The organism is Haloferax sp. Atlit-10N (genome assembly GCF_003586325.1).
Lineage (GTDB): Archaea > Halobacteriota > Halobacteria > Halobacteriales > Haloferacaceae > Haloferax > Haloferax prahovense.
The window spans coordinates 255,827-282,073 of the sequence record NZ_PSYX01000005.1 but is presented as its reverse complement, the minus strand read 5'-3'; the positions used below and the strand labels follow the sequence as shown (position 1 = coordinate 282,073).

23 protein-coding genes are annotated in these 26,247 nt (G+C 66.2%); 10 read left to right on the top strand and 13 right to left on the bottom strand.

Annotated features, from left to right (window positions below; all coding sequences use genetic code 11):
* Position 1 precedes the first annotated feature (1 nt).
* Both C5B91_RS16015 and C5B91_RS16010 read left to right on the top strand, forming a co-directional pair.
* Positions 2-1,630, top strand: coding sequence for a right-handed parallel beta-helix repeat-containing protein (locus C5B91_RS16015; RefSeq protein WP_115819998.1), 1,629 nt, complete (start codon positions 2-4; stop codon positions 1,628-1,630).
* Positions 1,631-1,690: 60 nt separating this feature from the next.
* Entirely contained in the window at positions 1,691-2,911 is a 1,221-nt protein-coding gene (locus C5B91_RS16010; RefSeq protein ID WP_115819997.1) for a glycosyltransferase, read from the top strand.
* 136 nt (positions 2,912-3,047) lie between these two features.
* On the opposite strand, the gene C5B91_RS16005 is transcribed toward C5B91_RS16010, so the two are convergent.
* The 3 genes from C5B91_RS16005 to C5B91_RS15995 form a co-directional block, all read right to left on the bottom strand.
* Positions 3,048-3,509 (bottom strand): hypothetical protein, encoded by a 462-nt coding sequence (locus C5B91_RS16005; RefSeq protein ID WP_233514277.1) that lies wholly within the window; start codon positions 3,507-3,509, stop codon positions 3,048-3,050.
* A 149-nt stretch (positions 3,510-3,658) separates the two neighbouring features.
* Entirely contained in the window at positions 3,659-6,199 is a 2,541-nt protein-coding gene (locus C5B91_RS16000) for an oligosaccharide flippase family protein (RefSeq protein WP_199519535.1), read from the bottom strand.
* A gap of 130 nt (positions 6,200-6,329) precedes the next feature.
* Entirely contained in the window at positions 6,330-7,358 is a 1,029-nt protein-coding gene (locus C5B91_RS15995) for a hypothetical protein (RefSeq protein WP_115820014.1), read from the bottom strand.
* 141 nt (positions 7,359-7,499) lie between these two features.
* Here C5B91_RS15995 and C5B91_RS15990 point away from each other — a divergent pair, with 141 nt between their 5' ends.
* The 4 genes from C5B91_RS15990 to C5B91_RS15975 are packed head-to-tail and all read left to right on the top strand — an operon-like array spanning position 7,500 to position 10,844.
* Positions 7,500-8,327 carry a DUF4129 domain-containing protein gene (locus C5B91_RS15990; RefSeq protein WP_115819995.1) on the top strand — a complete coding sequence of 276 codons (828 nt, stop codon included), beginning with the start codon at positions 7,500-7,502 and terminating at the stop codon, positions 8,325-8,327.
* Positions 8,324-8,905 carry a hypothetical protein gene (locus tag C5B91_RS15985; RefSeq protein WP_049968917.1) on the top strand — a complete coding sequence of 194 codons (582 nt, stop codon included), beginning with the start codon at positions 8,324-8,326 and terminating at the stop codon, positions 8,903-8,905. Before C5B91_RS15990 ends, C5B91_RS15985 begins: the two co-directional genes overlap by 4 nt.
* Positions 8,902-10,164 (top strand): DUF58 domain-containing protein, encoded by a 1,263-nt coding sequence (locus C5B91_RS15980; protein ID WP_115819994.1) that lies wholly within the window; start codon positions 8,902-8,904, stop codon positions 10,162-10,164. The genes C5B91_RS15985 and C5B91_RS15980 overlap by 4 nt, the downstream gene beginning before the upstream one ends.
* Positions 10,161-10,844: a hypothetical protein gene (locus C5B91_RS15975; RefSeq protein WP_115819993.1), complete on the top strand. Its 684-nt coding sequence runs from the start codon at positions 10,161-10,163 to the stop codon at positions 10,842-10,844. The genes C5B91_RS15980 and C5B91_RS15975 overlap by 4 nt, the downstream gene beginning before the upstream one ends.
* Here C5B91_RS15975 and C5B91_RS15970 read toward each other — a convergent pair.
* The gene (locus C5B91_RS15970; protein WP_008094252.1) at positions 10,822-11,790 is read right to left on the bottom strand and encodes a MoxR family ATPase; all 969 of its coding nucleotides are present in this window, start codon (positions 11,788-11,790) and stop codon (positions 10,822-10,824) included. The two genes, C5B91_RS15975 and C5B91_RS15970, sit on opposite strands and share 23 nt — an antisense overlap.
* Positions 11,791-11,905: 115 nt before the next feature.
* Between C5B91_RS15970 and C5B91_RS15965 the strand changes: the two genes are divergently transcribed.
* A complete protein-coding gene (locus C5B91_RS15965) occupies positions 11,906-12,820 on the top strand; it encodes a glycosyltransferase family 2 protein (protein ID WP_049913484.1) in 915 nt (304 codons plus the stop codon).
* A 55-nt stretch (positions 12,821-12,875) separates the two neighbouring features.
* On the opposite strand, the gene C5B91_RS15960 is transcribed toward C5B91_RS15965, so the two are convergent.
* From C5B91_RS15960 to C5B91_RS15945, 4 genes are all read right to left on the bottom strand, one after another.
* Positions 12,876-14,213 (bottom strand): helix-turn-helix domain-containing protein, encoded by a 1,338-nt coding sequence (locus C5B91_RS15960; protein ID WP_004977915.1) that lies wholly within the window; start codon positions 14,211-14,213, stop codon positions 12,876-12,878.
* A gap of 324 nt (positions 14,214-14,537) precedes the next feature.
* Entirely contained in the window at positions 14,538-15,140 is a 603-nt protein-coding gene (locus tag C5B91_RS15955; protein ID WP_049905289.1) for a hypothetical protein, read from the bottom strand.
* 262 nt (positions 15,141-15,402) lie between these two features.
* Positions 15,403-16,392 carry a Gfo/Idh/MocA family protein gene (locus tag C5B91_RS15950; RefSeq protein ID WP_008094247.1) on the bottom strand — a complete coding sequence of 330 codons (990 nt, stop codon included), beginning with the start codon at positions 16,390-16,392 and terminating at the stop codon, positions 15,403-15,405.
* Positions 16,385-17,527, bottom strand: a complete 1,143-nt coding sequence (locus tag C5B91_RS15945; RefSeq protein ID WP_115819992.1) for a DegT/DnrJ/EryC1/StrS aminotransferase family protein — start codon at positions 17,525-17,527, stop codon at positions 16,385-16,387. Before C5B91_RS15945 ends, C5B91_RS15950 begins: the two co-directional genes overlap by 8 nt.
* Positions 17,528-17,776: 249 nt before the next feature.
* On the opposite strand from C5B91_RS15945, the gene C5B91_RS15940 reads away from it, so the two are divergent.
* Both C5B91_RS15940 and C5B91_RS22135 read left to right on the top strand, forming a co-directional pair.
* Positions 17,777-18,385: a hypothetical protein gene (locus C5B91_RS15940; protein WP_049913483.1), complete on the top strand. Its 609-nt coding sequence runs from the start codon at positions 17,777-17,779 to the stop codon at positions 18,383-18,385.
* A 268-nt stretch (positions 18,386-18,653) separates the two neighbouring features.
* The gene (locus C5B91_RS22135) at positions 18,654-18,815 is read left to right on the top strand and encodes a hypothetical protein (protein WP_156037901.1); all 162 of its coding nucleotides are present in this window, start codon (positions 18,654-18,656) and stop codon (positions 18,813-18,815) included.
* Positions 18,816-18,940: 125 nt separating this feature from the next.
* On the opposite strand, the gene C5B91_RS22670 is transcribed toward C5B91_RS22135, so the two are convergent.
* From C5B91_RS22670 to C5B91_RS15915, 5 genes are all read right to left on the bottom strand, one after another.
* Positions 18,941-19,420: a hypothetical protein gene (locus C5B91_RS22670; RefSeq protein WP_233514276.1), complete on the bottom strand. Its 480-nt coding sequence runs from the start codon at positions 19,418-19,420 to the stop codon at positions 18,941-18,943.
* Between the two features lie 373 nt (positions 19,421-19,793).
* Complete coding sequence (locus C5B91_RS15930; RefSeq protein ID WP_004977928.1) at positions 19,794-20,363, bottom strand: helix-turn-helix domain-containing protein; 570 nt, start codon at positions 20,361-20,363, stop codon at positions 19,794-19,796.
* Positions 20,364-20,509: 146 nt separating this feature from the next.
* Positions 20,510-21,343 (bottom strand): phosphatase PAP2 family protein, encoded by an 834-nt coding sequence (locus tag C5B91_RS15925; protein ID WP_115819991.1) that lies wholly within the window; start codon positions 21,341-21,343, stop codon positions 20,510-20,512.
* Positions 21,340-23,214 carry an ABC transporter substrate-binding protein gene (locus C5B91_RS15920; RefSeq protein WP_233514275.1) on the bottom strand — a complete coding sequence of 625 codons (1,875 nt, stop codon included), beginning with the start codon at positions 23,212-23,214 and terminating at the stop codon, positions 21,340-21,342. Before C5B91_RS15920 ends, C5B91_RS15925 begins: the two co-directional genes overlap by 4 nt.
* A gap of 61 nt (positions 23,215-23,275) precedes the next feature.
* Positions 23,276-24,745 carry a hypothetical protein gene (locus C5B91_RS15915; RefSeq protein WP_115819989.1) on the bottom strand — a complete coding sequence of 490 codons (1,470 nt, stop codon included), beginning with the start codon at positions 24,743-24,745 and terminating at the stop codon, positions 23,276-23,278.
* Positions 24,746-24,884: 139 nt separating this feature from the next.
* Here C5B91_RS15915 and C5B91_RS15910 point away from each other — a divergent pair, with 139 nt between their 5' ends.
* The gene (locus C5B91_RS15910; RefSeq protein ID WP_115819988.1) at positions 24,885-26,237 is read left to right on the top strand and encodes an aryl-sulfate sulfotransferase; all 1,353 of its coding nucleotides are present in this window, start codon (positions 24,885-24,887) and stop codon (positions 26,235-26,237) included.
* Positions 26,238-26,247 lie beyond the last annotated feature (10 nt).

The window sequence follows — 26,247 nt, the reverse complement described above, 5'->3', positions numbered from 1 at the left end:
TATGAGATTCACGCAATCTGACGACACCGACGCCAATGACTCCCGCGACCCGAAGCTCACGCGGCGCTCGTATCTCCTCGGAGCCGTCGGCACCCTCGCGGTCGGAAGCTACCTGTCGCACCCCGTCAACAGCGTCGAGGCGAACGCGATGAGCGTCGACGTTCCGCAGGCGTACCTCGACCGGTTCTCGAACGTCGTCAACGTCGTCGATGCGGGGGCCGACCCGAAGGGCGTCGAACCCATCGACGACGTGCTCTCGCGGCACGTCGCGGACGACACGCTCCTTGTCTTCCCGGAGGGGCGATACCTGATGCACAGGCAACTCCGAAAGACCGGGTTCGAGAACCTCGGGTTCTACGGGCCGAACGCGACGCTCACGCACGGCCGAATCGACGCCATCGACAGCAACGTCGTCACCGAAGGCGAGTTTACCGGTGCGGCCCGATTCTTCCGGCTCGGCGTCATCTACGCCCCCGGCAAGGACCTCCTCTTCGAGGGGTTCACGTTCGATTTCACCGCCCCGCAGACCGGGATTCGGGCCGTCGAGGCCTACGTCACGGACGGGCTCGAAGTCCGCGACATCACTATCGCGGGCGAACACGACACCGGGACCCTCGGTCCGGCGCTGTTCAGCGTGACCACCGCCAACGGGACCGGGACCGTCGAGCGGTTCAGCGCGCCCGACGGCGCGGCGTTCACCGAAGACACCATCGGCGACATCAACCTCGGCCCAACCGGGATACTCATCGACCCGAACAGCGCGGGGACGCTCCGCTTCGTCGACTGCGAACTCGGTCGGTTCCCGGACAACGGGCTGTACGTCTCGGGGTCGAAAGGCGTCGTCCACGTGGAGGGCGGGACGTACAAGAACAGCACCGTCTCGTCGATTCGACTCAAAGGGTACGGCAGCAGTATCCGCGGCGCGACGGTCGTCATCGACGAACTCGTCCCCGGCATCAGCCAGCGCGGTATCCGCCTCGACGACGGGGCCGACCTCCGCATCGAAGACACCACCATCGAGGTCACGGGCTCCGCGGAGAACGCCATTCGCGTCCTCGACGACGCACAGACCTCGGTCATCGAGAACTGCAGCATCGTCCTCAACGACGACGAGGGCTGTGCGCGCGGCATTCAGGTGACCCCTGGCGCGGGTCGCCTCGAAGTCCTCGACACGACCATCGACATCCACGGGTCGAACTTCGCCATCTACCTCCAGGGCGAAAACGCCCCGGAGGACCCGATGGTGCTCGTCAAGAACGTCACCATCACCGGCTCGGCACCCGGCGACGGCCAGCGTGAGGCGATTCGCGTCGAGCGCGCGAACGCCCGGTTCGAGAACCTGACCGTCCACCAACCCGGCGAGAGCTACCGTCGCTGCGCCGAGATTCTCGCGGACGACGCCCTGTTCGTCGGCGGGACCTACGAGGCGACGCACCACCCCTTCATCAACAAGGGCAACCGGACGCGCTTCGACGGCATCACCGCGCGGTCCCTCGGCGGACGGCAAGCCATGAAGCTGTACTCGCAGGGGACCGACGTGGTCGTCATGGACTCGGTGCTCTACGGCGGCTACATCGACGGCGGCGCGGAGGGGTTCGTCGTCGACAACACCGAACTGCCACCCGTCTGAGACGAGCGGACCTTACCGACCCGATAATCATGGGGGTCGGTACGCAACTGCGGGTAACGCATGGACCACGACCGACTGGCCGACAAGGACCTCCTCGTCGTCTCACACGGCTACAAACACTTCGTCAAGTCGCAGGTCGACGTGCTCGCGGAGTACTTCGACTCCGTCACCGTCTGCGTCAGGTACAACTGGTTCGCCGACGTAGCGTCTCGCCTCCCCGTGAGCGGCGGTGAAGGGTTCGGAAAAGACGCCAAAATCGCCACGACGAACGTGCCGGACAACGTGCACGTCATCGAGACCCCGCTTTTGTACCTCCCGGTCGACGCGCAGCGCGAGCACCTCCTCGGACAGCAACACGCCCGGAAAGTCCGCAAGAAACTGGCGGACCACCCCGTCTCGTTCGACCTGATTCACTGCCACATGACGTGGACCTCGGGGTACGTGGGCGCGCGCCTGAAGGAGGAACTCGGTATCCCGTACGTCCTCACCGTCCACGCCAACAGAGACTGGTTCGAAACGCAGCTCACCTCCGACAACGCCCGGCTGAAGCGGGCGTGGACCGATGCCGACCGGCTCGTTCGCGTCAACCGACGCGACCGCTCGAAACTGGACGCCTACAACGACGACGTGGTCCACATTCCGAACGGCTACGACACCGACGCGTTCGAGCGCGTCTCCGCCGCCGCGGCCCGCGAGCGACTCGGCGTCGACGACGACACGCCCGTCGTGTTCGCGCTCGGGACGCTGAAACCACGGAAGGGCTTCCAACACCTGATGCGAGCGATGACGCGGGTTCACGCGTCCGAACCGGAGGCGCGGCTCGTCATCGGCGGGCAGGGCGGCATGCGCGACGAACTCGAATCCCTCGCGGGCGAACTCGGTATCGACGACCGGACCGACCTGCTCGGCTACGTCGACTCGGAGACGCTCAACGACTGGATGAACGCGGCCGACGTGTTCGTCCTCCCGAGCTACAGCGAGAGCTTCGGCGTCGTCCAACTGGAGGCGATGGCCTGCGGGACGCCCGTCGTCGCCACGAAAAACGGCGGGAGCGAAGAAGTCGTCACGAGCGACGACTACGGCACCCTCGTCGAGGGACCGGAGTCGCACGACGAACTCGCCGACGCCGTCGTCGATGCCCTCCGCGGGCCGTGGGACGCGGACGCCATTCAGGCGTACGCGAACGAGTGCACGTGGGAGAACGTCTGCGAGGACATCGCCGACCTCTACGTCGAGGTCCTCGACGAAAACGAAACACAGACCGTCGCAGCCGCGCGGTAAGCACCGGAGAAACGGCGGAGAACGGCCAGTCATTCCTTTCTTTGGTCTCGGCCGCCGGCGACTAACACAGTAACGAACGCAGTACGCTGTCTCGATTCGGCGACGCGCGCTGTCGAATCCGCGGAGTCGAACGTTCCTACAGCGTGGTCGTCCCTTCGGGGACCGACGTCCAGCATCGGTGTCGGGGGTTTTCGGACGAGACGAGCGGCGTCTCCGAACACATCGGTCTGTACGCGAGGCGGTAGACGAAGCCGTCGTGACGAACGTAGAAACCGGACGGAATCGATAGCTCACCCTCCGTTCGGTCGTAGTACGGGAGCGTCTCCAGCGCGTCTGCGACGGACCAGTACTCGCTTCTATCCAATCGGAAGTCCATCACGCCGCGAGCCTCGTCTTGCGTCACGCGGTCGAGCGCTCGCTGGAGCAACGGTTCGTCGGAGAGTCGCTCGTCGGAGGACGGAACGACGTCTGGGAACTCGGACGACGACACGTGCATCACCGTGAGGACGCCGCCATCGACGCCTTCGAGATTGAGACAGCCACTTAACGCAGAGATGGAACCGAGACCCAGCGTCGCGAGTAATGACCGTCGGTTCACGCTAAGGGAACCAACCTGTTAGTATATTATCATTCCGATTCCCGAATCGCGCCGGCCGGGGGACGCGCCGAGTTCGGCACGGTTCTCGAAAAGTGGCCGGCGACTGCGGCCGCCAACAGAAGTCATCGACCGGGAGACGAGACAGCCCGTTAGCGCGCGCTTCGACCGGCGAGCGCCACGATTCCGACGAACAGAACCGAGTGGAACCACGGCGACCCGCCGAGCGGAGGCGACTGCAAATCGAGCCACTCGACCGCCGAAAGCGGTTGCGCCATCAGAAGCGTCGACCCGCTGTCAGTCGTATTCGATGTCGTCGTCTCGGTCGTGGTCGTGTCCGTCGTGGTCGTGGACGTGTCCGTCGTGGTCGTGTCCGTGGAGGTTGTCGCGGTGTCTGTGGTCGTGGTCGTATTCGTCGTTGTGGTCGTCGTATCCGTGCTCGTTGTCTCGGTCGTGGTTGTGTTCGCCGCCGTCGTCGTCGTGTCTGTGGTCGTTGTCGTGACCGTATCGGTCGTGGTTGTCGTCTCAGACGTTGTCGTGGTCGTCGTGTCCGTCGTCGTCGGTGACGAGGTAGTCGTCGCCGTCGTCGTCGTCGTGTTGTCCGACGGCGTCTCCGTCGCTGTCGATGTCGAGGTAGTCGTCGGCGATGAGGTGGTCGTCGAAGTGGTGGGTGCCGTCGAGGTGGTCGTCGTGTTGTTCGACGGTGTCTCTGTCGCTGTCGTCGTGTTGTTCGTCGGCGTCTCCGTCGCTGTCGGCGACGCGGTCGTCGTCTGGTCGTCGCTATCATCGCCGTCGTCGTCAGCGTCGTCGTCACCGCCCCAGAGCCAGCCGCCGCCGTCGTCCGACTCGGTCGTCGTCGTGTTCGACGGCGGACTGGTCGTGTTCGTCGTCGTCGCCGTCTCGGTCGTCTGCGTGGCCGTCTCGGTCGCCGTCGTCGTCACCGGCGTGTCGGTCGTCGGCATCGGCGTGTCGGTGACCGGCGTGGTGTTGTTCACCTGCGGCACCGGCGAGTCGCCGTCGACCGAGGGAGCGATGCCGACGCTCGGGACGCCGACGGCGAGCGCGACGCCGGAGAGCGAAAGCAGGATACCGGCGACGAGAAGAACGCGTTGCAGCGTGTTTTTGTGTCGGTCGGTCCAGGACTCGTCGCCCCACGCGGGACTCCCGGCGTTGCCGCTGCTACCGCCGCGACGGGCGCGTATCGCGGTGGCGCGGGAACCGACCGGGTCGGGGAGCGAACTCAGCAGGTCCAGCGCCTCGTCGGCGTCCACGGCTCCGACCACGAACGCCACCGTCACGAAGACGAGGAGGCCGATAATCGGGACGACGACCAGCGCGAGGAGACTGCTCTCGATGGTCATCGAGAGCAAGAAGATGGGCACCCCGGAGATGAACCCCGTCGCGAGCACTCGCACGAGTCGGGCGTCGGAAAACGGCTTGAACCCGAGGTAGCGCGCGCTGGCGAGATTGAACACCGGAAGCGAGGAGTACCCGATGGTCGTCGCCACGGCGGCCCCGAGAATGCCGTGACGCGGGATGAGAATCACGTTCAAGACGATGTTCAGAACCGCCGCGGCACCGGTCGCCGCGATGAGCGGCTTCATATCAGCCTTCGCGTGGCTGATTGCGAGGATGGGCCGAACGACCGCGAAGCCGATAGTCCCCGGGAGCAGGATGAGAAGCGGCGTGACGACGGGCATCGACCCCGAACCGAGGTACAGCGGGACGAAGTCCTTCGCGAGCGCCGCCAGCCCGAGCGACAGGAGGACGATGACGAGCATCCCGTATCGGGTGACGCGGGAGGCGATTTCGTTTATCTGGTCGATTCGTTCGTCCGCCCACAGGTCCGAGACGGACTGCACGAGCATCGACTGAATCGAGCGGGGGATGACCCAGAGGAACTGGCTGATGACCAGCGCGGACTTGTAGTAACCGACGCGCGTCTCCGTGACGTGGGACGCCAGCATCAGCACGTCGACGTGGTACATCGACGTGAGAAACAGCATGTAGACCACCGAGAGGTGGTTGAAACTGAACAGCTCCTTCGTCGGAAAGCCGCGCGGCGTCGTGCTGAAGATGCCGCGAAGCGAGACGTTCTTGCGGACCCACCACAACGCGAGGAGCGCGACGAGGCTGTTGACGACGATGAGGCCGACCATCAGCCCCCCGATTTCGTACCCGAGGTAGGCGATGCCGATGAGCGCGAGCCGGGTTCCGACCTTGTTGAACACCCGAAGCGGCTCCGAGAGGTGCTCCTGTTTGAGCCCCATCAGGGACCGGCGGGCGTACTCGCGGAACTGCGTCGCGATGGTGAGTCCGGCGAGGCCGTAGAAGCCGACGACGTACTCGGGGCCGAGGAACCGGGTGACGATACCGAACCGCGCGGCGGCGGCGAAGGCGAGCGCGGTCAGCACCGCGAGGACCGTCCCGAGGCGGAAGTAGTAGCCGAAGACGTGGGTCTGCCAGTCCGAAATCGAGCGGTCTTCGGCGAGGAACTTCCGGGCACCGCTGTTGATGCCGGAACTCATCAAGATAGTCGAGATGCCGAAGACCGCGGTGAGCGTGCCGTAGCGACCGTACAGTTCGAACCCGAGCGTCGTGATGAGAAGCGGCGTGAGCACCACCGAGGACAGCACGATGAAGATGCGCCCCCCGAAGATAGAGAGGAACGCGGTGACCATGTTCCGCTTCATTCACACCACCCGTCGGCGTCGCTCTCGCCGGGCTTCCTCGCCAGCGCGACGCGCGGGGACCAACGGCGTATCGGTCGTAGACCGCCTGCTGTTCGGTGATTCGTGTACATAAATAAACGAACGCGGGAGATTAGTCGGAAGACGCTATCTCGATAGAGACCGAGTCGCCGTTCTTGAGGTAGTAGTCGGTCGGGTCGACGGACTCGCCGTTGACGGTGACGTTCGCAGTCGCGTTGTCACCGTCACCGTCGTACGCGTAGGTCGTTCCGTTGTAGGTGACGCCCTCGTCGGTCATGTTGATGCCGTCGAGCGTGGACATGCCGTAGGCGAGCGTGACGTGCGCCGAGTGCGCGTGCCACGGGTTCGCGTGACCGCCCTCGAAGTGGAAGTGGTCGTTGTGACCCGCCTGCTGGTACTTGTCGCGGCTGAAGTCGAGCCGTTCACCGTCGACGGTGAAGTCGATGGTCCCGTGGACGTGGAGCTGTTCCGGCGGGATGTACTCGCCGGGAGTGGTGACGTTCGAGTCGTCGCTCACGACCAGCACCCACACCTTATCGTCCGATTCGAGCGTGTACGATTCGGGGTCGACCTCGTGGCTGTCGACGCGGTAGATGAGTTTCGTGCCGTTGTTCGACTCCTCGTAGGTCTCGCCGTCGTAGGTCAGCGACGACTCGGTGGCGTTGACGTCGGCCGCCTCGAGCGCCTCCGCGAGCGTTGTGCTCTCGTTGGTGTGCCACGAATCGACGTCGGTCATGTGAACCGGCGCGTCCTCGTCGAGGTCCTCCGTGAGGCTCACGCGCTCGCCGGCGACCATGACGGCCATCTGCCCGGTGTACGCCGCGTCGACCGACGACTCGTTACTGGTGTTCGCCGCCGAGTCGTGGCTGTGTGAGTGGTTGTCGGAGTCGGAATCCGACGACTCGTTCGTCGCGTCCGCGGCCGTCGTCTCCGCGGCCGTCGCGTCGTTCGAAGACGCCGTGTCGTTCGCGGTGCCCTCGACGTCGGACGCCGTCGTCTCCGTCGTTTCGGCGGTTTCGTTCGCCGCGGTCGTGTCTCCCGCGTCGCCGCCCGCGAATGACGAACAACCCGCTGTCGTCATCAAGAGCGCGACGAGGAGGGCGATACTCGCACGTTTCAGTGTATTGGATGGGATTTCCATCTCGAACTCGAACGAGACATCACAGCCACCCACCGTTATTATCGACTACGTAGCGGCGGCTTATCGGGCGGATAATTAGTATGAGCGGGGGCGGGTCTACACCCATCGTGATACGCCTCGACACCCGCGGAGGTCGGTCGGATGGACAGTGACGCGCTCGTCACGCTCGGACTGGCTCTCGTGTGTCTGTTCGCCGTCGGGTCGGCGGCCGGGTCCCTCGAATCGGCGGTCGACTCTTCGCCGAGCGAGGCGATTGACCTCGACTACTCCTCGCTGCCGCTCGACAAGGGCGACGCCAACGACATCAAGCGCGAATACCAGACGCTGACGGACAACCCGAGCCAGCAGGAACACGGCGGCGAACAGTCGTCACAGTCGGGACAGTCTAGCGCGAGCGGTCCGGACGACGGGAACGACGACTCCACGTCCGACAGTTCGACAGACAGTTCGGACGCCCAGCACGACCAATCTGAGGGGTCGAAAGAGACGCCAGGCGAGCGAGACAGGCTAGAGGCGCTCATCGACGCCCTGCTCGCGCTCCTCTCGCGCCTCGTCGAACTGGTCGTCGGAGTCGTCGCGGTGGTCGCCCTCGCGCTCGTCGCTCGGTATCGAGACCGCATCGCGGCGCGACTGTCGCCGATGGTCGCCCGCTTCCGCGGGGGCGAGTCTCCGGCGGAAGAACGCGCCGAAGGCGGGTTCGACGCGCCGCCCGAACCGCAGAACGAGGTCACCGAATCGTGGTACGAGATGGTCGAGCGCCTCCGGCTCGACGACCGTCAGTTGCTCACGCCGCGAGAGCGGGCGGCAATCGCCCGCGAGAACGGGGCCGACGCGAACTCGGTGTGGTCGCTCACGGAGCTGTTCGAAGAAGTCAGGTACGGCGGCGCGCCCGTGACCGAAGACCGACGCCGGCGCGCGAGGGAGTGTCTCGAACGGCTCGGACCATCCGGGGGGCGAGACCAGTCGTGAACCGCCGAAAGATACTGTTCGGCCTCCTCGGACTCGGCTGTCTCGCCGTCGGAACGGTCGCACGCGGGACGGCCCTCCCGGTGACGGCACTCGTCTCCGAGGCGGGCGGCGACTACGTCCTCGTGGCCGCGCTCTCGGGAGTCGCGCTGCTCGCGTCGCTGCCGGTCATCGCCTCCGGCCGGGAGAGCGAACTGCAGCAGGCCGACACGCCGGACCCGGAGGTCCCCGCTCGGGTCCCGCCCGCGGGGCGCGAGTTCGACGAGACGGTTCGGGGATGGGACTATCGGACGCCCGTTCTCGGCGACAGCGCCCGACAGCGAGTGAAAACGCGACTCCGGACGGCGGCCGTCGAGGCGGTGATGCGCGAGCGGAACTGCGGTCGAAGCCGCGCGCGTCAGCTCGTTCGACGCGGCGAGTGGACCGACGACGCCGAGGCGGCGTCGTTCCTCGGGAGTCCGAAACGGTCGACGCTCGCCACCGCGGTCGCCGCGCTTCGGCGACGACAGACGCCCGCTGAGTTCCGCGCCCGGCGGACCGCCGAGGCCGTCTACGCGGTCGATGGGGGGACGGGACGGTGACGACGCCACAACAGACGAACCGCTGGCGCGGCGTCGTCGCCGTCGCGCTCGTCGTCGCGGCCGCCGGGCTACTGGCGAAGCGACAGGAACTCCTCTTGCTCTCGACGGTCGGCGTCGTCTTCGCGGCGTACCACCGGACCGTCCCGATGCCGACGCCGAATCTGTCCCTCGACCGCCGGGTCGACACCGCCTCACCGGCGAGCGGCGACGAGGTCGAAATCGAAGTCGCGGTGACGAACGAGGGCGACGAGACGCTGTACGACTGCCGGGTCGTCGACGGCGTCCCCCCGGCGCTCTCCGTCACGGACGGCCCGGCGAGGCGCGGGATAGTGCTTCGACCCGGTGAGACGCGGACGTTCTCGTACGCCGTCGAAGCCGAGCGCGGGCGGCACGCGTTCGACGACGCGACCGCCATCGTCCGCGACCCCAGCGGCGACAGGGAGGTCGAACTCGACGTGCGCGCCGCGGACGAGACGGAACTCGACTGCACGACCGAGATTACGAAGCCGCCGCGTCGGTCACAGACGCTCGACACCGTCGGCAGCGTCGCCGCGAACGGGACGGGGTCGGGCATCGAGTTCCAACAGACGCGGTCGTACCGCCGCGGCGACCCGGTCAGCCAAATCGACTGGAAACGGTACGCCGCTTCGGGTGAGTTGACGACCGTCGACTTCAGGGAAGAGCAAGCGGCGTCAATCCTCGTCCTCGTCGACGCGCGGGCGGTCGCCTACAGGGGCCCGCCCGGGGAGACGCACGCCGTCGACGCCGGGGCGTCCGCCGCGACCCAGTTGACGACTGCCCTGCTGAACGGCCGGAACCACGTCGGCCTCGCCGCGCTCTCGGCCGAAGACTGCTTCCGAGCGCCGGGTGCGGGGCGGGAACACCGGCTCCGGTTGCGGAAACTGCTTTCGAGGCACTCGGCGTTCACCGCGAGTCCGACGGACACGGACGACCCCGTCGACGAACAGGTCGAATCGTACCTCGGTCGGCTCGGCGAACAGACGCAGCTTCTCTTCGTCTCGCCGCTCTGCGACGACGCCGCCGTCGAAGTTGCGCGCCGGTTCGACGGGCACGGCCACGCGGTCACGGTCGTCTCCCCGGACGCGACGGCGAACGAGACGCCCGGCGAGCGCTTGGCGGCCGCAGAGCGCCGGAATCGGTTGCGGGCGCTCCGGCAGGTCGGTATCCCCGTCATCGATTGGTCGCTCGACGACCCGCTCGCGCTCGCAATCGACGCACAGCGGGGGGTTCGGACGTGAACGGAGAGATAACCAGACGGCCGGCGCGGTTCAGCGCGGCGCTGTCGTTGTTCGCCGTCGCGCTGTCCGTCTCGCTCGTGAACACCGGCGCGTCGACCGGGACGTTCGTCGCCGTGGTCGGCCTCGTCCTCGCTATCGAGGGCGCACACCGGTTCCGAACGGGACAGCGACTGCTCGGGGCTGCCGGGCTACTCGTCGGCGTCCTCGTCGCGACGGGCGGTGCGGGCCTCGCCGTATCGAGCGCCACCGGTCAGTCACAGCTCATCGAGTCCGGGCTCGGACTCTTCGGCCTGCTCTGTCTCGGTCTCGGCGTGCTTCCCCTTCGCGGAGCCGGGTCGCGCGGACTGAGTAAACTCGGCTGCGCGTCGGTCCTCTTGGCTGTCGTCGCCGGCGGGCTGTTCCAGACGGCCGACGCCGTGGCCCTGCTCGTCGCATGTGCGGCGCTCGTCGTCTCGTGGGACGCCGCGGAGAACTCGATAACGGTGGGCGAGCAACTCGGACGGGAGGCGAAGACGTGGACCGTCGAGATGGCGCACTTCGGCGGGACGGCGCTCGTCGGGGGCGTCGCGGTCGGTACCGGGCTCGTGGTCCGCGACCTCGGGACACCCGGTCTGCCGCTTCACGCGATCGCGTTCATGCTCGTCGCCTTGGTCTTCCTCACGCTCGCTCTGCACGACTGACCGTCGGGACGGAGACTTCGGCGAGCACGTCGTCGACGAGTTGGCTCCGCTCGACGTTGTCGACCGTCGCCTCGGCGGTCGGAACGATTCGGTGGGCGACCGTCGCGTGGACGACGGCTTTCACGTCGTCCGGAATGACGAAGCTCCGGCCGTGGACCGCGGCCGTCGCGCGGACGACCTCGAACAGCCGCTGACAGCCGCGCGGCGAGACGCCGACCGCGACGCGGGGGTTCTCCCGGGTCGCGCGAACGATGTCGACGATGTACTGTTTTATTTCGCCGTCGACGCGGACCGTCTCCGGAACGCGCTGCATCTCGCGGACGCGGTCCGTCGAGAGGACCGAAGAGACCGTCGGCGTGGGCTCGTCGCGCGCGTCGCGGCGGTCGAGCAGTTCCAGTTCGCCCTCCTCGTCCGGGTAGCCGAGGCTGTCTTTGACGAGAAACCGGTCTTTCTGCGCTTCGGGCAGGGGGAACGTTCCCTCTCCCTGTTCGACCGGGTTCTGCGTGGCGATGACGAAAAACGGGTCCGGGAGCGGGTGCGTCTCGCCGTCGACGGTCACCTGCCCCTCGGCCATCGCTTCGAGGAGCGCGGCCTGCGTCTTCGGCGAGGCGCGGTTAATCTCGTCGGCGAGGACGACGTTCGCGAACAGCGGGCCCTCGCTGAACTCGAACGACCGGTCTCGCTCGTCGAACACGTACGTCCCGGTCACGTCGGCGGGGAGGAGGTCCGGCGTGAACTGGATTCGGCTAAACGAGAGGCCGAGCGCCGTGGCGAAGCTCTGCGCGGTCAGCGTCTTTCCCGTGCCGGGAACGTCTTCGAGCAGAACGTGTCCCTGCGAGAGCGCTCCGGTGAGGATGCGCCGGAGGACGGCTCGGTCCACGACGACTGACCGAGCTATCTCGTCGAGAACACGCGTGCTGTGGTCGTGGAGTTCGCGGACGTCCATATTCCGGAGTCAGCCCAGCCGGGCATTATTATGCGATAGGTAAGCGCGCCACCGACCCGCGCGTTACCTGCTCGATAATAATGCGCCCCCGACGGAGAGTAAGAGGCGATACCCGATGCCGACAGTGAGCGTCATCATTCCCACGTACAACCGCGCGGACGATATCCCGCGCGCCATCGACAGCGCGCTCGACCAGACGCTGTCGGACGTTGAGGTCATCGTCGTCGACGACGCCTCCACGGACGACACAGCGTCGGTCGTCACCGCCTACGACGACCCGAGAGTGAACTACCTCGTCCACGAGACGAATCAGGGGGGAAGCGCCGCCCGGAACACCGGAATCGAGGTCGCGACCGGCGACTACGTCGCGCTCCTCGACTCCGACGACGAGTGGGCGCAGACGAAGCTCGAACGGCAGGTCGAGACGCTCGAACGACGGTCCGACGAGTGGGTCGCCGCCTACTGCGGGACGGTGATTCTCGACGACGCGGACGCCAACCCGCTCGTGGAGCGCGTCAAGTCCGTCCTCGGAACACACGACTCCCGAGAAGGGGCGGAAGGCGGCGAGGAACTCATCAAGGAGATTCTCATGGAGAACCTCCACACCAGCGCGGGCTCGACGCTCGTCGTCGAGTCCGAGGTGGTCGAGCGAATCGGCGGGTTCGACGAGTCGTTCGACCGCTACCAGGACACGGAGTTCCTCATCCGCGTCCTGAAGGAGGGAAAACTCGCCTACGTCGACGAACCCCTGTTGCGGCGGTACCCCTCCGGCGGACCGAGCGCGGACGCCGTCCGGCGGGCCAACGCGCACTTCCTCAAGACGTTCGCCGAGGAGGTCGTCGAGTTAGAGACCCGCGGCTACGACGTCACCGGCACCCACCAGTACGCGCTCGCCGCGCAGTACCTCCGCGAGGGACGGTTCGACGCGGGACTGGCGTACCTGCGCGCGGGCTCGACACCCGGGCCGGCGCAGCTCCCCGGTCTCGTCTACAGCGTCGTCAGAGGCGTTCAGAACAGAGTGAGCGCGTAACGCGGGGTGGAAGCCGGGGAAAACCGAGTCGAAACGACGAGACGACCGCGAGGGGTCACTCGTCGAACGGCGACCCCGCACCCTCGGGCATCGACCCCTCTTCGGCGACGATGTTCTGTCGGCCGACAGAGATCTTCTCCACCGTTCCGAACTCGTCCATGCTCGAAAGCAGTCGGCTGACCTTCGATTTCGACCAGCCCGTCTGCTCGACGATTTTACTCTGGTAGACCCAGCCGCCGTTGTCGCGGAGCAGTTGAATGACTTTGTCCTCGTCGGTCAAGACGGGCTGTGACGACTGCTGGAGTTCGTCTCGGTCGAACTCCGGCGGCGTCGATGGCGAGTCCGATTCGTCGTCTCCGTCGTCCGTTTCGGCCCCGGCCGGCTCGAACAGTTGCGGCGCGGACACCGGTGCTTCGAGCTGGTACTTCGACGAGGCGAGGAACCAGCGGCCGCCGACGGCGACGACTCCGAGCAGCGTCCCGCCGGTGAACACGAGCATCGGAGTCGTGCTGCCGTCGGTGGGCTCCGTTCCGAGCTTCCGCTCTAGCCCGTCGTTCAGCCCGTCGCCGTCCGTGTCGGGGTCGACGGGGTCGGTCCCGTGTTCGTACTCGTACCCGTCGTCCAGTCCGTCGCCGTCCGTGTCGGCGGTGCTGTCGTTCGGCGGCGTCCCGAGTCGCATCTCGACGCCGTCGGGGATGCCATCACCGTCCGTGTCGGGGTCCGTCGGGTCCAGCGAGTTCGACAGTTCGGCCGCGTCGTTCAGTCCGTCGCCGTCCGTGTCCGGGTCCGTCGGGGACGTCCCGTAATTTTTCACCTCGGCCCCGTCTTGGAGGCTGTCCTTATCCGTGTCCATAAGGAACATCGAGGTGTTGTTGGACAGTTCGTTCGCGTTGCTGAGTTTGTCGCCGTCGACGTCGCCATCTTTCTGGAGTATCGTGATATTGACCGTGTCGCTGGCAATCTGCTCTGACTGCCCCGGGAAACTGTTCCAGAGGACGACGGAGACGTTGCTCGAGCCCTCGAACTCCGAGAGGGATTCGTACGAGAACTCGACGGTCTGCGTGCCGGACGAGATGCCCTTATCGGTGCAGTCGACCCGGTAGCCGCTCTCGTTTCTCACACACACCTCGTAGATGTTCGACTCGTTCGGGGCGTCGAACTCGACCGATAGCGTGTTGCTTTCGGACGCCCAGAGGAACGTCGACTCCCGCGACCGGTCGACCGGAACCGTGTTCGTGAACGCCCCTTCGATGGACGTTTCGTTGGTCGTCTCTTCGTCCATTGCCATCACCGGTGCGGTCGTCTCTTCGTCCATCGCCATCACCGGTGCGGGAAGGACCGCGCCCGTGAGAACGAGCGCGACCAAAACGAACACCACGCGGGCATACGACATGGTTATCGGAGAGTCACCTCGATTCGGGCGCGTCGGCTCGGGGGCGACGTGACGTTCGCTCGGCTCGCGGGAGACCATTGAGAGACTCCACCGAGTGCTCGCGAACGAAGAGGGCGCACGTCTGAAATCATTGGGGCCAATTTTGCGCTGTATCGATGATTCTAGTTCAACAATATGAATCTCACGGCCTGTTATGACAGCCGGGCAGTAGCTACCTATCTGGATAGTTCGAGTCGAGAGACGGATAAATCACCCTCGATATAGCGGGTACTTAGGTCGGAACCAGACGAACGGCGTACGTTGCGCGATAGAACTCGAAGAGCGTTATTCCTCGTCGCCCGTCTCAAAATTGTCGAGAACCTGCCAGAACGTGAGCGCCGTGTAGACGCTCATGACCGCGAGCGCGACGAGGAGGTGAGGGATGGAACCGAACCCGAAGAGTCCGAGTCCGGATGCGCCGATAAAGAGCGTACTCAGCCCCGAGACGGAGAGATAGTACGCCCCCCACGGTCGCTCGGACTCGACGTCCGTCTCGTCGTCGTCATCGTCGGGGAGTTCGAGGTGCGCCGCGAGCTCGTTTGCGAGGGGCGTCTTCTCGACGATACCCCTGCTCTGATTGTAGTCGATGACGCCCTCTTCGTCGAGTTTCGGGAGGTGCGCTTGGTAGAGGGCGATATAGACGCGCTGGCGCTGATCGGACATCAACGCCTGAACGGTCGTATCGTGCTCCCACGCGGCGACCTGCTCCGCGATGTCCCGCATCTGAACCGGTCCTTCGCGGTCGCGCAGGTATTCGAGAACCTTCCGACGGCGCTCGTTCTGGAGCAGGTGGTATATCTCGTCTTTCCCAAGTTCCGTGTTCTGCTCGGCCGCATTCGTATGCTGGTCGATGAGCGCGCTTTCGGTACCGTTCACTTGAGTGGTCATGCTCGCTCCAACCGTTACTGTGGCCCCAAATAAAGCGTCAACACCGTCCCGGATTTTCCGAACTGTTGTGAAAACCCGACCGGAATCAAGGCATATTGCAGCAGTTTAGTGACTGTTTCAGACCGTTTCACCGGCGTATAATCGCAAGACAGCGGCTTTGTTGCCTATTTGACAACAGTCGAGAAGCGCCCGATAGCAATTCAGCGAAAACCCGATTGTTGATCCAGCAAAGGCACGTGATAAGCCCGATAAAGCTCGTGTTTCAGTCGACCGTGGAGGTCAGTCGGGCCCCGCCGTCGAGGGTTTCTCGTGCAGCCTCGTCGAGTTCCTTCGTCAGCTTCAACACCCGAAGCCCCTGCTCGCCGTCCACGACGGGCTCCGTACCGGTCGAGGCGGCGTTCGCGAACGACCGCAGTTCGCTCTGTAGGGGCTCGACCTGTTCGACCGCGAGCGTCTCCACGAAGTTCTCGTGGCGGTGGCGGACGAGCGACTCGTCGTCGATGTACGAGGGGACCGACGAGCGGTGAATCTCGATGTTCTGTTCGATGTAGTCGATCTTCACGCGGCAGTCGGCCGCCGAGATGGTGAGGCCGCGGACTTTCTCTTGGGTGACGCGGCTCGTCGTGAGCGACGCCGTCACTCCGGAGTCGAACGCGAGGTTCGCGTTCGCGTGGCTGCAGTCCGGCGTTCCCACGGCGTCGTACGAGTCGACCGCGCCGTCGACGATGTCGAGGACGATGTCGAGGTCGTGAATCATCAGGTCCATCACGACCGTGTCGTCGATGGCGCGGTCGACGGGCGGCCCGAGTCGCTCGGTCGAGACCGCGTGGATGTCGAGGTCGTCGACGAGGTCGCGGAGGGCGCGAACCGCCGGGTTGAACCGCTCGATGTGACCGACCTGCAACACGAGGTCCCGCTCGTCGGCGATGTCGACGAGTTCCTGTCCGTTCTCGGGGTCTTCGACGAACGGTTTCTCGACGAGGACGTGAACGTCCGATTCGAGGGCGCGCTTCGCGTTCTCGTAGTGGAACTGCGTCGGCACGACGACGGAGACGATGTCCGCCGCGTCGAGGAGGTCGTCCATCGACCGCGCGGTCGTCCCGTAGTCGTTCGCGACGGACTCGGCCCGGTCGCCGTCGACGTCGAAGACGCCGACGAGCGCCGTGTCGCCCAGTTCGTCGTACACCCGGGCGTGGTTCTGTCCCATGCTCCCGACGCCGATGACGCCGGCCGCGACGGTGTCGTCAGTCATCGGACGCCTCCACGGCGGACGCGCGAGCGCCGGCCGGAGGGACGATGGTGACCTCGTCTCGGAGGACGGTCCCAACTCGCTTGACCTCCGCTTCGGTGAGGCTTGGGTGTACCGGGATGGAGAGGGCCTGCTCTGCGACCCGCTCGGCGACGGGCGCACGCACGTCGAGGAAGTCGTAGGCGGGCTGGTCGTGGATGCACCGCGGGTAGTAAATCCCGCACCCGATGCCGCGTTCGTCCAGCTGTTCGACGACCGAGTCGCGGTTGCCGACCCGAATCGTGTACTGGTGGTACGAGTGGTCGAACCCGTCGGGGACCGTCGGCGTCGCCGCGTCCGTGTCGGCCAACAGCTCGTCGAGTCGCGCCGCGTTCGAGCGACGGTTCTCGATGAAACCGGGGAGGCGTTCGAGTTGGGCGCGACCCATCGCGGCCGCGACGCTCGTCATCCGGAAGTTGTGACCGAGCGAGACGTGACGGTACCCGTCGGTCTCCCGGCCGTGATTGACGAAGCTCGCGGCGTTCTGTGCGACGGTCTCGTCGTCGGTGACGACCATCCCACCTTCGCCGGTGGTCATGTTCTTCGTCGGATAAAACGAGAAGCTCGCGGCGTCGCCGAGCGACCCGACCGGCGTGCCGAAGTACTCGGCACCGTGGGCCTGCGCCGCGTCTTCGACGAGAGCCACGTCGTAGTCGTCCGCGATGTCACGGAGTTCGTCCATCGGCGCTGGGAGGCCGTAGAGGTGGACGACGACCATCGCCTGCACGTCCGAGTCGAGCGATTCGAGGGTCGCTTCGACCCGCTCGGGGTCGAGGTTGAACGTCTCGGGGTCGATGTCTGCGAACACCGGCTCGGCACCGGCGAATCGAATCGCGTTCGCCGTCGCGACGAACGAAAAGGGCGTCGTCAGGACGCGGTCGCCGGGGCCGACGCCGACCGCTTCGAGCGCCGTGTGGAGCGCGGTAGTCCCGTTCGACGTGGCCACGCCGTGGTCGGCGTCGCAGTAGTTCGCGAACTCGGACTCGAACGTCCGTACCTCGGGACCGTCCGCGATCATCCCCGACTCGACGACGGACTCGATGCGGTCGAGTTCTTCGTCACCGAGAACCGGGGAGGCGATACTGATGTCTCCAGTCATCGGCGTCGTCCTCCGCGCGTCGGAGCAGCCGCGCCGTGAAGCGCCGAACAGTCGCGTCGATAGTCGCTTGGGTGTGTGCGTCTCATAGCATGTCCTGCGGTCCTGCGACCGCTGTCGAGTGCCAGACACCAGGAACCCATTATTATGGTTTAGATAAGCCCACAGCGCCACTGAAGCGTCGATTCCAGCGATTCAGTGGGGCGGGACACCGTAGTTTTATTTTTATAGATTACATAGTCGAGCACGTCAATGGCACCATCGTGGGCACCGGGCGGCCCCGACGACACCGGAGAGCAACCTGGACCATCACTCGACGACAGACCCGGTCTCGGCGGTGTCACCGAATCTCGACGACGGGACACCATCGTTTCGCTCGTGAACGAGCGTTCCGAGACGCCGTACACCGTCGGCGAGCTGACCGTCGCGCTCTCGGAGTGGTTCCAAGACGAGACGGACGGGATGGTCCCGACGGACGAGGAGATACACAGCGTGCTCTTCGACTTCGACCTGCCGCGACTCGACGCCGACGGTCGTCTCGTCTTCCACCGCGAGACCGGGCGCGTCTTCGCGCCGACCCACGAGGCGGCCCACGCGATTCGCACATCGACCGGGATAGACCCGGGTTCGACTCTCGATAACGCAGGAGGCACGGACCGAGGTTCGGTCGCGCCCGAGTCGACTGGCGACCGAGTGACGGTCTCGCGAAAACGGTTAGTGAACTTCGGTGTCATCTTGGTTGGCGTCGCCGGCGTCGCCGTCACCGCATCGAGCGTGAGCCCACTAGACACGTCTTTCGCCCTCGTCCCCGCCGTGTTCGTCGTCCTCTTCTTCGGCTACCGCACCCTCACCGAAGAGTGACGCCAGCGAATCCTTGGGAAGTCGAACGGTTCGTCTCGCGGCACTATTTCGCTCGGTTTACCGGGGCTGTAACGCCGGCCGACGCCGAGTCGACCGCAGAAAACCCGAGTAAATGACAACAAAATATTATGAGTTCGCGGTCTTTTCCGTGTCAGTTACAGCCTGAATAAGGATATGTCGATGCCCACAACTCACGACCATGCCTCGTGGACACGTAACAAGTGGGACAGAGACGCCAACCGCGACCCCAGAGGAGGTCCGGTAGCCGATGCTCACGGGAGAGTTCGCCGCGGTGAGCGCACTGTTCGTCGGCCTCGCGGTCGTCACGTCGGGTCTGGGGCACGTGAACCGCGTCGGACCGTCGTACGCCCGAGCGCGCCAGCTCGTGTTCCTGTTCATGCTGTTCGGGACGGTCACGCTCGCGCTGTGAATCGCGACGGTGGGACTTCGCCCGGTCCGCCATCGAGTCTCACGTCGGCGTCCTCGTCGCGTCTGTGCGCGGGGACGTGCCCTCACGGCACGCTCCACGGCGAGTCGACCGAGCGGTCGAATCGGCTACTCGTCGTCCTGCGGGAGGACGACGCACTTCCCCGACCCGAGTTGGAAGCGCTCGATTCGCCCCTGCGTCTCCATCCGACACAGCGTTCGGCTGATAGTCGAGTCGGACCACCGCGTCCGCTCGACCAGCTGCGACTGCGGCAATCGCCCGCCCGCGACGATGAGCAGTTGAAGGATTCGGCGCTCGGAGTTGAGCAGTTCGGGGTCGACGCCGAGAAGCCCGTGATTCGCCTCGGAGTCGGACGACGCGTGTCTCTCTGAATACGGGGACGCGTCCACCGAATCAGTGGTCGGTTGCCCACCGTTTCTGCGGCCGGAGCGGTTCGAGAGGGACACAACGAGACGGACGAACGCGTGCCAGCAGGCCGCGAAACGCGAGGCGATGGCTCGTCGATACCCGAGCGCACCACCTCCCGCTCCGGCGGTGCCCGCCGCGGTCCCGGCCAAGTAGGTGTCATCGTTACTGCGGTCCGCCATAGCTCACTATCTGTGCCTCATCTTTTTGTACGTGTTACCAACGTGGTTAGGGATGCGTTCTGTGTCATAGATTGCGGTAACGGTACCCGGATGGTTCGGTCGCCGGATAGCCGGCGGCTCGTCGATGTCGAGGGCGGGAACGAGTATCCGTCGTACCGAGCGTTCGACGGCGGTGGAAGCGCCGGGACGGGGGACGCAACCGATGGGACGTGCAGGGTCCCGGAACCGACAGAACAGCGGCGCGGTCGGACCGAGAGACCGACTGCGCAGCGAGGGGTCACAGCGTCCGGCTCTGTCGTTCGCACCGAGTACTCGTTCCAACAGTTGCTATCTCGACTAGACCCCTCGTCTTATCGGTTGCAAGTGCAAGCGCCTAATAAGGGAGGCTCGGTGGCGGCCGCTCGACGAGCGCCCTCCGAATCAACCGTTCGTGACCGCGTCGGAGTCGCTGCGAGGTCGCCTGATGGGTGACACCGAACGCGTTCGAGAGCTCCCTTATACCCGAATCGCGGGGGACGCTGTAGTACCCCTGTCGGAACGCGGTGACGAGGGTGCGGTACTGCCGGTCGGTCAGCCCGAACCGCGTCGGGTCCTCGAGGTTCTCGGGCGACCGAAGCCGTTCGACGTCGAACTCCGTTCCGGTGCGTCGCCATCCGTCGCCAAGCGACCCGATCGAATCGCGGTCGTGGGCGAAGACGCGGACCACCCACTCACCGTCTCGGCCGTGGGCGTCGAGAACGCTGAGGCCGCCGTCGACGAACAGTTGCATGAACTCGTCTGCGAGCGGCCTGAGGCTCAGACGGTAGACGCCGCCGTGGGACGACGGGGCGAACGGTGCGACCGACCCGACGCTCGGGTCGTCTCGAAGCGACGACGCAATCTGCGCTGGGTCGTCACTCCGGACCCACAGCAGCGGCGAGAGCGTGGGCCCATCGAGTTGCACGGAGCGAACCAGACGCGCCTCGGTGATGGAACTGCGTGAGAGGACATCATCGAGAACGAACGCTGACGCCGGGATTCGAAGTGTAATGATGGCGCTCACGACCGACCACAGGAACCGGCCGGACCTTATTATCCGGGCGGTAAGGGTTACGCGTCGGCGGACTGGCGGCCGACGAGCCAATCGCCGAACGCGACGCTTCCGACTCCGAGGACGACGCCGGCGACGACGTCGGTCCCCCAGTGAATCCCGAGGTACATCGTCGAGAACGCGACCGCGGCGGCGAGCACCGACGCGACGACGGCCCACGCGGGGTACGTCTCCCGCGTCCGAATCGCAATCGCCGCCGCCGAGACCGAAAGCGACGTGTGAAGCGACGGGAACACGTTCGTGTTCACGTTCACCTCGCCGGTGAGTATCTGCGTCTGCGGGTAGGTGCTGTACAGAAGCGACTCGACCTGTCCCGGCAGGAGGTTACGGGGACCGTAGGAGATAAACAGGACGTAGCATGTCAGTCCGATGGCGTAGTTCGCCGCGTACGTGACCGCGGTGAGTTTCAGCGGTCGCTCGTCGGCCGCCACGAAGTACGCGACGAACGGGAACGTGAGAAGGAAGACGTATCCCGAGAGGTACACGGTCGAGAGGACGGCGGTGAGCGCCGGCGTCGCGAGCGACTGAACGTGCTGGACGAAGTTCCCCTCGATAGCATAGATGACGCCGGTGGCGTTCCAGCCCAACGCCCACGACACTTCCGGGCCGACGCCGCGGGCGACCTTGTTCACGAGGAGAACGACCGCCAGCAGGCCGAGGTACGGCGCGGCCTCGCGCAAGCGGTCGCTCCCCGACCCGTACGCCGCCGCGAGACGCGACGGTCCGACGATAGCGAGCGTTGCGAGCGCCAACGCGACAGCTGCACCGCCGAGCACGCGAGCGAGAACCGCGACGAGCGGTGAGAAGCCTATCGAGGATTGAGCGGAAATCATTCTTGAATGAGGAGGTCGCCGTCGCCCGAGTAGGCGTATCCCGCGTCTTCGAACACCGAGCGCGCTCGCTCCGCGTCGAGCGTGCCGGTCCCCGAGTCGCCGACGAACTCGAGTTCGGACACGGCCTCGTCCCACGCATCACCCGCTGGGACGTACGTCGTCGCGACCAGCGGTGACGACGCCGGTTCGGTCTCGCCGTCGAACACCGAATCCACGAGGAACTCGCGGTCGACGAGCCGGGCGACCGCCCGTCGGAACCGGGGGTTCATGAACGGCGGCCGTCGGTGGTTGTAGCCGACGTGATAGCACCACTCGGGCCGGCTGGTGCGAACGGAGATTCCGGGTTCGTCCGCCGCGGCCGCCCTCGAATCGGCCGACAGCGAGTTCGCCGTCGCGTCGACGGCGTCGGTCGCGAGCAGTTCGACGGCGGCGCCGTCGGAGGGAACGACGTCGAACCGAAGCGAGTCGAACGAGAAGCCGCCGTCGAACCGGGACAGTCGGCCGTCGAGCGCGTCGTCGGCGAGGAAGTGGTCCTCGAACGGTTCCATCGAAACCGACTCTCTGGCCGTCGTTCCCGTCACGCGGAGCGGTCCGCTTCCGACCGGTTCGAGGTTGTTCCGGACGAGCGCCTCGGTGACGGTGCCCCCGTCGAGCCACGAGACGCTCGTCGGGCGGGCGAACGGTTCCCAGACGTGCGCAGGGAGCACCGGAATCGTCAGCGCCCGCGCCGCGGCCGGTTCGCTCACGTCGCCGAATCGAATCGTCACCTCGCGGTCGGACGCGGCGTCGACCGACTCGACGAGCGAGGCGCGACCGCGGTATCGCGGCGACGGGACCGGCTGGTCGAGCGAGCCGAGCGCCGTGTCGGAGATGAACCGGAAGGTGAACGCCACGTCCGCCGCCGTTATCGGCTCGCCGTCGTGCCACGCGAGGTCGTCGCGGAGCCGGACCGAAAGCGTCGTCTCGTCCCCGTCGGCCCACTCCCACGACGCGGCCATCCACGGCCGCATCCGGTCGTAGACCGGACGACCCAACGAGTCGTAGACGAGGTCGAGGAGCGTCCCGTCCGACCGAAACGGCGTCGAAAGCGGGTTGAGGTTCTCCGTCGGACGCGAGTCGCCGATCGTCATGCGGAGTTCGTTTTCCGGGGCCGGTTCGTCGGTCGTCGTCGCGGGCGTCGAGGTCGTCGCGGACGTCGAGGTCGGTGCGGGCGTCGACGACGACGTGACCGCCGACTCGGTTCGCGAGGCGGTCGCCGTGGTGGTGACAGCCCTGGCACCGAGATATCCCGTGAGGCTGTGGATTCCAACGCCGTCCGGCCAGTCGACCCGCACCGGCCGAGTCGCCTGAGCCGGGCGCGGGGCCGCGACGGGCGTGAACGGTTGGGCCTCCACGACGCGCCGTTGAATCTCCGCGAGCGTCGCGGCGCGGACGGAACCCGTCTCGGTCCGCTGTCGCTCCAGAAGCGAGTCCAACGACAGGTCGCCGTATCCGAACGGGTTTTGCCAGCCGCGTCCCGGGCCGTAGCGAGAGTGGAGCAGGGGACGGAGGAAGTCCGGGTCGCGCCGGAGCAGCAGCCGGGAGACGTAGATATCGAAGTCGTGGTTCGAGAGCACGTCGCGGAGGAGCTCCTCCCGGCTCATCGGGACCACGGTGGCCGCGACGCCGACCGTCTGGAGGCGGGTGGCGAGGTAGCGGGCGAGCCTCGTCGCCGTCGCGTCGGTGTCCGCGGGAACGGTCTTGATAGAGAGCGAAAACGGCGTCCGCTCGTCGCGCGAGACCGTCGATTCGAGCTGCCGGACGCACCCGCTGGTCAGGCCCGCGCCTGCGAGCGCCAAAACCGACCGTCTAGAGAGTCGTGTTGATGACATGTACGGGAGGGCAGGTAACTGTCTTGGAGCGCGGTGTCGTTATTATCTGGGGGCTAAGCGCCTAGATACCCAAGAAAAGCGGCCACGCGAACAGGAACAGCCACAGGCAGACGGCCGCCGAAAGCGCCGCTCGCCGGGGCTCAGACGAGTCGAAGCGACGGTGGCCGGCGACGGCGAGCACGCCGAGCGCGACGAGCACGGCGAACCGGTGGAGGACGACTTCGACCGGGACGACGGCGACACCTATCATCGCGAAGTCGGCGACGAGACCCACTCCGTAGCCGACGAACGCGGTACCGAACCACAGTTCCGAGGAGTACCCCCGCGGCAGGCGAGCGGCCAGAACGGCCGGCGCGAACGCGAACACCGGAAAGAGCAGTCCGGCGACGACCTTCGGGTGGTTCGGAACGACGCGTTCGAGCCCGAGGGCGGCCGAGCGGACCAAAACCGGGAGCACGACGAGTGCGACCGCGAGCGCGACGACGCGCTGGAACCGGTCGTCGGCGAGGCGCGACCAGCGGAGGCGCTCGACGAGCGCGCCGAGTTCGTCTCGGCGAGTGGCGAGCGCGGCGAGTCCACCGACACCGACGAAGCCGACGGCGAGCACGGACAGGACGGTTCCGACGCTCTCCGGCCCCGTCGTCGGCGTATCGAGTGCCGAAGAGGTGTCGTCGCGTTCGGAGCCGGCGCGCTCTGCGGCCTCGTCCCTGGTTGTCGCCGACCCGGCGGTGGTCGGGCGAGACACGTCGTCTCTCGGGAGCGTCGAGAGTTGCGGCGGCCCGAGTTCGACGACCGACACCCAGCCGTCCGCGTCGATGATGCCGCCGTTGGCGAACCGCTCGCGACGAACGTCGACGACGGTCGGGCGGCGCATCAGGTCGCGTTCGACGACGTGTTGCGGGCCGGCAAGGCTCGTCACCGTGTGTCGAAGCCGGAACCAGTCCCAGTAGTCTCGGTGGGCCTGAATCGCCGTCCACGAGTCGTCCGGGGTCCCGCCGCCGTACAGTCGGAGGTGAGTACGGCTCCCGAAGTACGTCCCGTCGTGGAGCTGCATCGACTCCGCAATCCACAGCCCGCTCGAGTCCGCGGTGTCGACGAAGGTAAACCGGTCCGCGCCCGTGGCCGACCCCCACGGGGAGCCCGCCTCGGCGGCGGGGGGCTGTTCGGTGGACGCCTGTTGCCACGACTCGTTCGTCTCGTCCCACGTCGCGTCGCGCGAGTACAGGAGCAGCGAGCGGACCCGCGCGGGGTTCCCCTCGACGACGACGTTCACCGGCAGTGTCAGCGTTTCAAACGACCGGTCTCGGCTGGTGAACGGCCAGAGCCTGTCCCCCCGGTCGCCGACCGGGACCAGCCGAACGTCGTCGGCAGATTTCGGACCGTTCGGTGCCGACTCGACCGTCGCGGCCGTCGAAGCGCCCCCGTTCGCGCCGAAATCGACGACGCTCGCGGTCGGCACCGCTGTCGCCACCAAGAGGAGAACGAGACCGAGGACGACGAGGCTCTCGGCCGCCCCGAGACGAGACGCCATTGTGTCGTCTACCCGCCCTCGGGACCCTAATTATTCCGTGCGTAAGGTCCGGTCGAGCACGTTCCACGTCGATGGGCACGGACGCACCCGCAGTTTAGCATCCGGATAGTAAGACCGTCTACCGATCGACGACTACGAAATGGTCAAGCGGACGCATCTGCGAGTCGCCGCGGCAGTCGCCCTCCTCGTCTGCGCGGGTATCGTCGGGGCCGCGTACCTGAGCCGACCGACCTCGGCGGTGACGGACGCGACCGGCGAGAGTGCACGGGTCGCGCCCGCGAACGGGACGACGGTCATCGCGACCGACTCGAACACGTGGCTCGGACGAGAGAGCGACGGCCCACGAGCGAACGCCGAACTCGTCGCGTTCGGTGCCGATGGAGAGCGGCGATACTACGACGATTCCCACACCCGCTACTGGGACGTCGACCCCGTCGAGGGGACGAACGCGACGGTCGAGTACCTCTACGCGGACCATCTGACACCCGAAGAGTGCGGCGGCGAGGGCGCGTGCACGCGAAACGGCATCGAGCGCGTGAACCTCACCACCGGGAGCGTCGAGGGGATTTACAGCCGCGTGACCGCCGGGAAGCACTCGACGCGGTGGCACGACGGCGACCGGCTGAGCGATTCGACGTACGTCGTCGCCGACATCGCCGCGGACCGCGTGTTCGTCGTGAACACGACGACGGGCATCGTCGAGTGGTCGTGGGACGCGCAGGCGGCGTTCGACCCCGCGACGACCGGCGGGCCGTATCCCTCCGATTGGACCCACCTCAACGACGTGGAGGTGCTCGAAAGCGGGCACATTCAGGTCAGTCTCCGCAACCACGACAGAGTGGTGTATCTCGACCGCGAGACCGGCCTCATCGAGAACCGAACGCTCGGAAACGGGTCTCACGGCGTCCTCTACGAGCAACACAACCCCGATTACATCGAGAATCCCACCGGCGACGACGCCGTCCTCGTCGCCGACTCTGAGAACAACCGCCTCGTCGAATACCGCGACGACGACGGTCGGTGGGTTCGCTCGTGGCACTGGCGGGACGCGCAGTTACAGTGGCCGCGAGACGCCGACAGGCTTCCGAACGGCCATACGCTCGTGACGGACTCGAACGGAAACCGCGTCTTCGAACTGGACGAGACCGGCGAGGTCGTCTGGAGCGTGCCTATCGCGTTCCCCTACGAGGCCGAACGGCTCGGGACCGGCGACGAGAGCGCGGGTGGACCACCCGCGCACGAACTCGGTCTCCGGAATCAGGCGGCCGGCGGCTCGACGGTCGGAGACGGCGGCCCGTCTCAGTCGTCGGTACTCCCCGGACCGGTCGTGAACGCCGTCTACTACGTCCTCCCACGGTGGATGGGCGTCGCCGAACTGTTGGTGTCCTGTCTCGGGCTCGCTGTCGGAGTCCTGTGGGCCATCGCCGAGCTGCGGTGGCTCCCGTACCGCGTCTCGCTCACGAACCCCGTCTCGCTTCGAAAGCGCAAGTGAGAGTTACTCC

Coding starts and splice junctions, on each gene's coding strand:
- C5B91_RS16015 (WP_115819998.1), top strand. CDS start 2: ATGAGATTCACGCAATCTGACGACACCGACGCCAATGACTCCCGCGAC.
- C5B91_RS16010 (WP_115819997.1), top strand. CDS start 1,691: ATGGACCACGACCGACTGGCCGACAAGGACCTCCTCGTCGTCTCACAC.
- C5B91_RS16000 (WP_199519535.1), bottom strand. CDS start 6,199: ATGAAGCGGAACATGGTCACCGCGTTCCTCTCTATCTTCGGGGGGCGC.
- C5B91_RS15995 (WP_115820014.1), bottom strand. CDS start 7,358: ATGGAAATCCCATCCAATACACTGAAACGTGCGAGTATCGCCCTCCTC.
- C5B91_RS15990 (WP_115819995.1), top strand. CDS start 7,500: ATGGACAGTGACGCGCTCGTCACGCTCGGACTGGCTCTCGTGTGTCTG.
- C5B91_RS15970 (WP_008094252.1), bottom strand. CDS start 11,790: ATGGACGTCCGCGAACTCCACGACCACAGCACGCGTGTTCTCGACGAG.
- C5B91_RS15965 (WP_049913484.1), top strand. CDS start 11,906: ATGCCGACAGTGAGCGTCATCATTCCCACGTACAACCGCGCGGACGAT.
- C5B91_RS15960 (WP_004977915.1), bottom strand. CDS start 14,213: ATGTCGTATGCCCGCGTGGTGTTCGTTTTGGTCGCGCTCGTTCTCACG.
- C5B91_RS15955 (WP_049905289.1), bottom strand. CDS start 15,140: ATGACCACTCAAGTGAACGGTACCGAAAGCGCGCTCATCGACCAGCAT.
- C5B91_RS15950 (WP_008094247.1), bottom strand. CDS start 16,392: ATGACTGACGACACCGTCGCGGCCGGCGTCATCGGCGTCGGGAGCATG.
- C5B91_RS15945 (WP_115819992.1), bottom strand. CDS start 17,527: ATGACTGGAGACATCAGTATCGCCTCCCCGGTTCTCGGTGACGAAGAA.
- C5B91_RS15940 (WP_049913483.1), top strand. CDS start 17,777: ATGGCACCATCGTGGGCACCGGGCGGCCCCGACGACACCGGAGAGCAA.
- C5B91_RS22135 (WP_156037901.1), top strand. CDS start 18,654: ATGCTCACGGGAGAGTTCGCCGCGGTGAGCGCACTGTTCGTCGGCCTC.
- C5B91_RS22670 (WP_233514276.1), bottom strand. CDS start 19,420: ATGGCGGACCGCAGTAACGATGACACCTACTTGGCCGGGACCGCGGCG.
- C5B91_RS15925 (WP_115819991.1), bottom strand. CDS start 21,343: ATGATTTCCGCTCAATCCTCGATAGGCTTCTCACCGCTCGTCGCGGTT.
- C5B91_RS15920 (WP_233514275.1), bottom strand. CDS start 23,214: ATGTCATCAACACGACTCTCTAGACGGTCGGTTTTGGCGCTCGCAGGC.
- C5B91_RS15915 (WP_115819989.1), bottom strand. CDS start 24,745: ATGGCGTCTCGTCTCGGGGCGGCCGAGAGCCTCGTCGTCCTCGGTCTC.
- C5B91_RS15910 (WP_115819988.1), top strand. CDS start 24,885: ATGGTCAAGCGGACGCATCTGCGAGTCGCCGCGGCAGTCGCCCTCCTC.